This window comes from Gandjariella thermophila, from assembly GCF_005405885.1.
Taxonomy (GTDB): domain Bacteria; phylum Actinomycetota; class Actinomycetes; order Mycobacteriales; family Pseudonocardiaceae; genus Gandjariella; species Gandjariella thermophila.
Genome location: NZ_BJFL01000080.1, coordinates 1 through 4,955, shown reverse-complemented (window position 1 = coordinate 4,955; position 4,955 = coordinate 1). Strand labels below are relative to the sequence as shown.

Here is a 4,955-nt window from a genome sequence, read left to right as displayed (position 1 = left end):
ACACACCCAGCGAAATCCGGTCGGTCAACCGGACAGTCGACCGACCGTCACCCGGATTCTTTATCTGACCAGCGCGAGCCACACGTCAACAATACCACCACGACGTCTAACTTAGCGGTATTGAGCTCTGGCGAGGATGCTTGCGGACTCGTTCTCGCGCTGAATGGCGAGCTTTTTGGCTGCATTGTCGTTGGGTTTCACGCCTTCCGGGACGCCGCGCGGTGTGGCGTTGGGATCCGGGGCGCGTGTGGGCTTCGTTGGGGCGCCAAGGTCGTCGCTGATCTTGGTGGCGTCGACGCCTTCGACGTTGGGCTTGGGCGTACCGCTGATCGCGGCCTGCATGGCGGGCTGGACGCCCTTGGCGACCGCGACGGCCCCACCGGCGGCAAGCAGGCCGGCTTCGGCGGTGGCGACGACCTCGGCGATGGGTGCGACCAGGGCGCCTTCGGCGTCGATGCCGAACGCTTCGAGCGCTTCGATGACACCGGCGATGATGGCGTCGAGCGCGCCGTCGGTGAGCAGGCTGGCGACGGCGAGAACGGCTCCGGCGGCGCCGAGGCCGTCGATCACTGCCTTGATCTTTTCCTTGATCACCTCTTGGGTGTCGTCGTTCCAGACGCGAAAGCCGATGAGACTGTTGCCGATGTCGTCGAGCGCTTGGGGTAACCCGGTGAGGATGGACTGCGGTCCTGCGGCCTGCTGCCAGAACTGCTCAAGCTCGGCGACGTCGGCCGAGCTGTTGTTGCTGACGAGTCCTTGCAGTCGGCCGTGCAGCCGGGTCGCGAGGTCGCGGATCGCGGCGGCCGCCTTGCGGCAGGCATCCGCGGCAGCGTCGATGCGGCCGGTATCCGCCGTGGGAACGTATTTCTGCAGGAAGCCCGGTAGCCACCAGGGTGCGTCGCCGGTGAGGATCGCGAAGTCGGTGTTGGACGGCCACGGATTCGGCGCCACGGGTGTCCACGGTGGCGGGCTACCGGTTTGGCCGGGCACGCTGTCCTGGTCGGCCGTCCAGTGGTTGAGGGCGGAGACGTCGATGCCCTTGCCGATGGCGCCGAGCAGGTCGGAGGCGGTGTGGAACCCGTCGTTGACGATGCTGTCCATGGCGGCGGCCCAGCCGCTCTGGTACTGCTGCGCCCCATCGCACGCGCCGGCCGCGCCGTTGGCCGCGTCCAGTCCGTTGAGCAGGTCCGCGCGGATGCGCTCGAGGTCGTTCTGTGCGTCAACGAATGCCTGGGCGACGAGGTGGAAGTCCGAGGGCGCGATCTTGACGGGAATGACCGGCCCTCCGTCAGGTCCGCGGCCCATGGTTACACCCGCCAGATGCCGATGTTGGTGTGTACCGCGCTGGCGTGGTTGCCATGTGCCGTGACGACGAAGTCACGAATTCGGCGTAATTGAGTGTGGAGATCACGGGCGGCTGAGGACCATTCGGCAACCGTTGCGCGGAAACCCTCGTGAGCAGCGCCTTCCCAGCTTGACTCCAGGTCGATGACTATCTGTTCTACCCGATTGAGCTTTTCCTCAGTTGCATCGATATGGTTGGTGAGCGAGTCGGTCGCCTCTTCCAGCGCCGCAAAATCAACCACTAATTGTTCCACACGGACCCCCCCGTAGGAAACTGCCTACCCTGCGTCGCAGGGAGTGTAGTGGACCGGCGGACGCCTGGGGGAACCTTCGCGGAACTTCCTCCCGTTGCCTGGCTCACGCGAAGGGGTCGGTAAGGATGACCTGCGACCACGCCAGGACCCCCGATACTGGCCGGGGGTCCTGGCGGAGCCCAGTTCAGCGGTCGAAGCGGCCCGCCTTGATGGCGGTCACCAGCGCGGCCGCGTCGGCCCGGAGTGTCGGTCCGGTAGGGTTCTTGGAGTCTCGGATTTCGTCCAGGGTGTTGGACAGTTCGACGCAGGCACCGTTCTGATGAGAACGACTGGACTTCCGCCAACGAGGTATTGTCATGTCGCCGCCTCCACTTCTTCTGCCGCCCGGTTGACGAGCGCCAGTGACTCATCGGGGTCTCTTGCTATCTCGCGGATCCATTCGATCGCCTTCCGGTATTCGGACACGTTGTGTGCGTCGGGCACGAACGCCCCGGAACTGTGGTGCTCGAAATACACAACCGGCGACGCGTCGGGAAAGTCGTACAGGATGAACGGTCCGGCCAGTCCGGGATGCCAGCCGATGCGTGCCGGCACGATCTGCACCACGATGTTCGGGCGCTCGGCCATGTCGGCGAGGTGGCGCAGTTGGTGCACTCGGGCGGTGGGCGACCCGATCGGCTCGTAGAGCGCGTTCTCGCCGATCAGGGCGAGGTATTCGACGGGTTCGACGCGGGTGATGACCTCGCGGCGGCCGGCGCGAACCATGATCCGTAGCTCGACATCGTCCGGGGCGATCCGCCCGCCGGCGGTCATGATGGCCCGGGTGTAGTCGGGAGTCTGTAGCAGGCCGGGAACGATGGCCGGCGACCATTCCGTGATCCTCGATGCCGCGCGCTCGCATTCGGTGCTGCCGGCGAGCTGCTGCGGGACGCCCGCCAATCCGGACGTCAGCCAGTTGCGCTCGCTCGCGTTTCGAGCGAGGTCGAGAATTCGCTGGCGCTCGTCCGGCGACGTGCGGAGAGCCGCCAGGATCATCGCCACGGTCTCGATGGACGGTACGCGGTGCCCGTTCTCCCACAATGAGATGTTCGTGTACGTGATGGACAGCAGTCGCCCTAATTCGCGTTGGCTGATCCCGCTGGCGATCCGTGCCTCTCGTAAGGCAGCGCACAACGCTCTCGCGCGGGGAGAGCGGTGGTTTGCGCCCATGAAACCCATCCTAACGTGTGATTGGCGGCAACAGTTCACTCGATAGGGGTATTTGGGTTACGCTTGCGTAGACCCCCATCGTCGCTAAGCGACAGAGACGTAGTCGCCGCAAGCGGCCGATGAGAGGGAGCGCCATGCCACGGGCTTACGGCATCGTGCCAGAGCGGATACCGACACACAACACCGAAGTTGTCGTGGCCGCGTCGCCGTCGCAGGCGGGTTATCCCATCGACCCGTATGCGGCGGTGGCGGAGTACCCGGTGCTGGAGCCGTTGCTGGCGCTGTGCGAGCGGGCGGATAGCGGGTGGGTGTTCCGCCACAAGCGTGGCCGATCCGGCGAGGTCACGGCCATTCAGGGAGTCCGCATCGTCGAGGGCAGTCACCTGGACGTGGTGCGGATCATCTCGCACGAGCGCGTGGTGGTCGCGAGGGCATGGCTGGTCGGTGAACGGGCCGGTGAGTTCATGCTCAACATCGAGGGGCGACCGGAGAAGGTCATCCCGATCCTCGTCTCGCTCCCGGACCGGGAGTCGTGACGTGGCAGGCCGACACGTGTACCGACCGGGTAACCAGTGGGGCGTCACCGTCCCCGAGCTGATCCGGCGCATCGCGGCCGAAGGACTCCCGACCCGGCTGGCGTGGCCAGCCACCGACCCCGACGCGCCATTTGAGCAGGTCCGGTGGACGGTGGACGACTGCCCGACCGGCTACCTCCCGAGGGTCCAGTCAGGGGAGGAGCAACCTGGGCTCCCCCTCGCGGCTCTGCGACACGTGTCGTGAGGGGTCGAGACGCCTTCGGACAGGCGAAAGGCAGGTGATCCCTATCGAAAGCTGACGCGCTCCCATGGCAACGCATGTTCCACAGGAACCTCCCGGCCGTCCGCCTCCTCGACCGGCGATTCCCCGGCGGCCGGGAGGTCCATGCGCGCCACCGTCATCGCCCACCCGCCCCCGTGGCCGACAACCCCGAACCCGCGCCGCCGTCAACAGCCGTTGGCGGCCGACAAGAACGGAGCCAGCATCCCCATGAGCAACCACGTCCGGTCCGCATCCGATGTCCCTGGCCCCACCGCCGCCGACGTGTGCGCGCTGATCGCCCGGCGGCTCGACGGCACCACGGCCGAGGACTGGCCGGGCCACCTCTACGCCTACGGCGCCGACCCGCACGACACCGTCCTCGTCCCCGCTCCCACCAGTACCGCGCTGCTGATCGTCCACAACGGACACCCGCGTTGGTTCGAGACGAGCGTCCGTGCCCTCGATTGCGCCGACCCCGCCGACGTCTACCGACTAGACCCCGACCAGCTGATCACGCTGGCCCGCCGGGCCGGGCTGCGCTCCCCCTGGTGATCCTGCGGTCGTGAGTTGGCTGGTCGGCATCCGACCAGCCCACGGCAACGAACCCGGCAACCACGTACCGGCTCATGGCTCTAACCGCGCTCGCGGTCATCAAGGGCGTTCAGTACCGATGCTTCGAGCGAGACGACGGGCTCAGGCGAACTGTGCTCTTCCCAGGTCTTCAGCCGGACCGATGCGAGCCCGACCTCGATGAACCCGTGCTCGGTGGTGAACCCGCCGCCTCGCTCGTACATCACGATCAACGGCTCGAACGGGCCCTCCAAGCCGGCCAGTCGTACGGCGGCGGAGTCGCGGAGGGTGGACCAGTGCAGTGCGGCGAGGCACGTCTTCCGCACCGCAGGCCATCCGATGTTGGCCGACATGAACTTCTCCAGCCGCTCGACCAGCGTCGGATGGGCGCGAGCGGTGGGATCGACATGCGCGGCGACGTCGAAGAACGGCCATTCGTCCGTCGCGTCGAGTTGCTGTGCCCAACACGCCGCGCGGCGCAGGTACTCCCGCATCAGCGCGACTCGTGACCCGCGGTGGTCGAACGCTGTGTCGCCACTCCAATCGACGGCAAGGAGGCGCTCCAGCGTCAGAGCCGTTGCTTCGTCGTGGTTCATGCGCACGTCGTTCAAGTCCTGATCTCCAGAATGCGTCCGGCAATCCGCTCGATCACCGTCGCGATGTGGTCCCATTGCCCGAAGCCGTCGTCACTGGCGAGGTGCCCGCCGCCTGGTACGACCTCGATGCTGCCTCCCCACGCCTCGGCCAGCGCATACCCGCGCTCCAGCGTCAGGTGCGGGT

At 66.7% G+C, this 4,955-nt stretch carries 8 protein-coding genes; 2 read left to right on the top strand and 6 right to left on the bottom strand.

What is annotated here, in order from left to right; translation table 11 throughout:
- Window positions 1–111: 111 nt before the first annotated feature.
- The 4 genes from FFT21_RS28005 to FFT21_RS27990 all read right to left on the bottom strand — a co-directional run bounded on the left by FFT21_RS28005 (window position 112) and on the right by FFT21_RS27990 (window position 2,807).
- On the bottom strand, window positions 112–1,305 hold the full coding sequence (locus FFT21_RS28005) for a hypothetical protein (RefSeq protein ID WP_137816910.1): 1,194 nt from the start codon (window positions 1,303–1,305) through the stop codon (window positions 112–114).
- Between the two features lie 2 nt (window positions 1,306–1,307).
- Complete coding sequence (locus FFT21_RS28000; protein ID WP_137816909.1) at window positions 1,308–1,598, bottom strand: WXG100 family type VII secretion target; 291 nt, start codon at window positions 1,596–1,598, stop codon at window positions 1,308–1,310.
- 184 nt (window positions 1,599–1,782) lie between these two features.
- A complete protein-coding gene (locus FFT21_RS27995; RefSeq protein ID WP_137816908.1) occupies window positions 1,783–1,956 on the bottom strand; it encodes a DUF397 domain-containing protein in 174 nt (57 codons plus the stop codon).
- The gene (locus tag FFT21_RS27990; RefSeq protein ID WP_137816907.1) at window positions 1,953–2,807 is read right to left on the bottom strand and encodes a helix-turn-helix domain-containing protein; all 855 of its coding nucleotides are present in this window, start codon (window positions 2,805–2,807) and stop codon (window positions 1,953–1,955) included. Before FFT21_RS27990 ends, FFT21_RS27995 begins: the two co-directional genes overlap by 4 nt.
- A 134-nt stretch (window positions 2,808–2,941) precedes the next feature.
- Here FFT21_RS27990 and FFT21_RS27985 point away from each other — a divergent pair, with 134 nt between their 5' ends.
- Both FFT21_RS27985 and FFT21_RS27980 read left to right on the top strand, forming a co-directional pair.
- A complete protein-coding gene (locus tag FFT21_RS27985; RefSeq protein ID WP_137816906.1) occupies window positions 2,942–3,343 on the top strand; it encodes a hypothetical protein in 402 nt (133 codons plus the stop codon).
- A gap of 490 nt (window positions 3,344–3,833) precedes the next feature.
- A complete protein-coding gene (locus FFT21_RS27980; RefSeq protein WP_137816905.1) occupies window positions 3,834–4,157 on the top strand; it encodes a hypothetical protein in 324 nt (107 codons plus the stop codon).
- A gap of 80 nt (window positions 4,158–4,237) precedes the next feature.
- Here FFT21_RS27980 and FFT21_RS27975 read toward each other — a convergent pair whose 3' ends face one another.
- Window positions 4,238–4,786 carry a hypothetical protein gene (locus FFT21_RS27975; protein WP_137816904.1) on the bottom strand — a complete coding sequence of 183 codons (549 nt, stop codon included), beginning with the start codon at window positions 4,784–4,786 and terminating at the stop codon, window positions 4,238–4,240.
- On the bottom strand, window positions 4,783–4,941 hold the full coding sequence (locus FFT21_RS30855) for an alpha/beta hydrolase (RefSeq protein WP_225978836.1): 159 nt from the start codon (window positions 4,939–4,941) through the stop codon (window positions 4,783–4,785). The genes FFT21_RS27975 and FFT21_RS30855 overlap by 4 nt, the downstream gene beginning before the upstream one ends.
- Between the last annotated feature and the right edge of the window lie 14 nt (window positions 4,942–4,955).

Excerpts from the sequence above, each read along its gene's own strand:
- FFT21_RS27990 (WP_137816907.1), bottom strand. The coding sequence starts at position 2,807 with ATGGGCGCAAACCACCGCTCTCCCCGCGCGAGAGCGTTGTGCGCTGCC.
- FFT21_RS27980 (WP_137816905.1), top strand. The coding sequence starts at position 3,834 with ATGAGCAACCACGTCCGGTCCGCATCCGATGTCCCTGGCCCCACCGCC.
- FFT21_RS27985 (WP_137816906.1), top strand. The coding sequence starts at position 2,942 with ATGCCACGGGCTTACGGCATCGTGCCAGAGCGGATACCGACACACAAC.
- FFT21_RS28005 (WP_137816910.1), bottom strand. The coding sequence starts at position 1,305 with ATGGGCCGCGGACCTGACGGAGGGCCGGTCATTCCCGTCAAGATCGCG.
- FFT21_RS27995 (WP_137816908.1), bottom strand. The coding sequence starts at position 1,956 with ATGACAATACCTCGTTGGCGGAAGTCCAGTCGTTCTCATCAGAACGGT.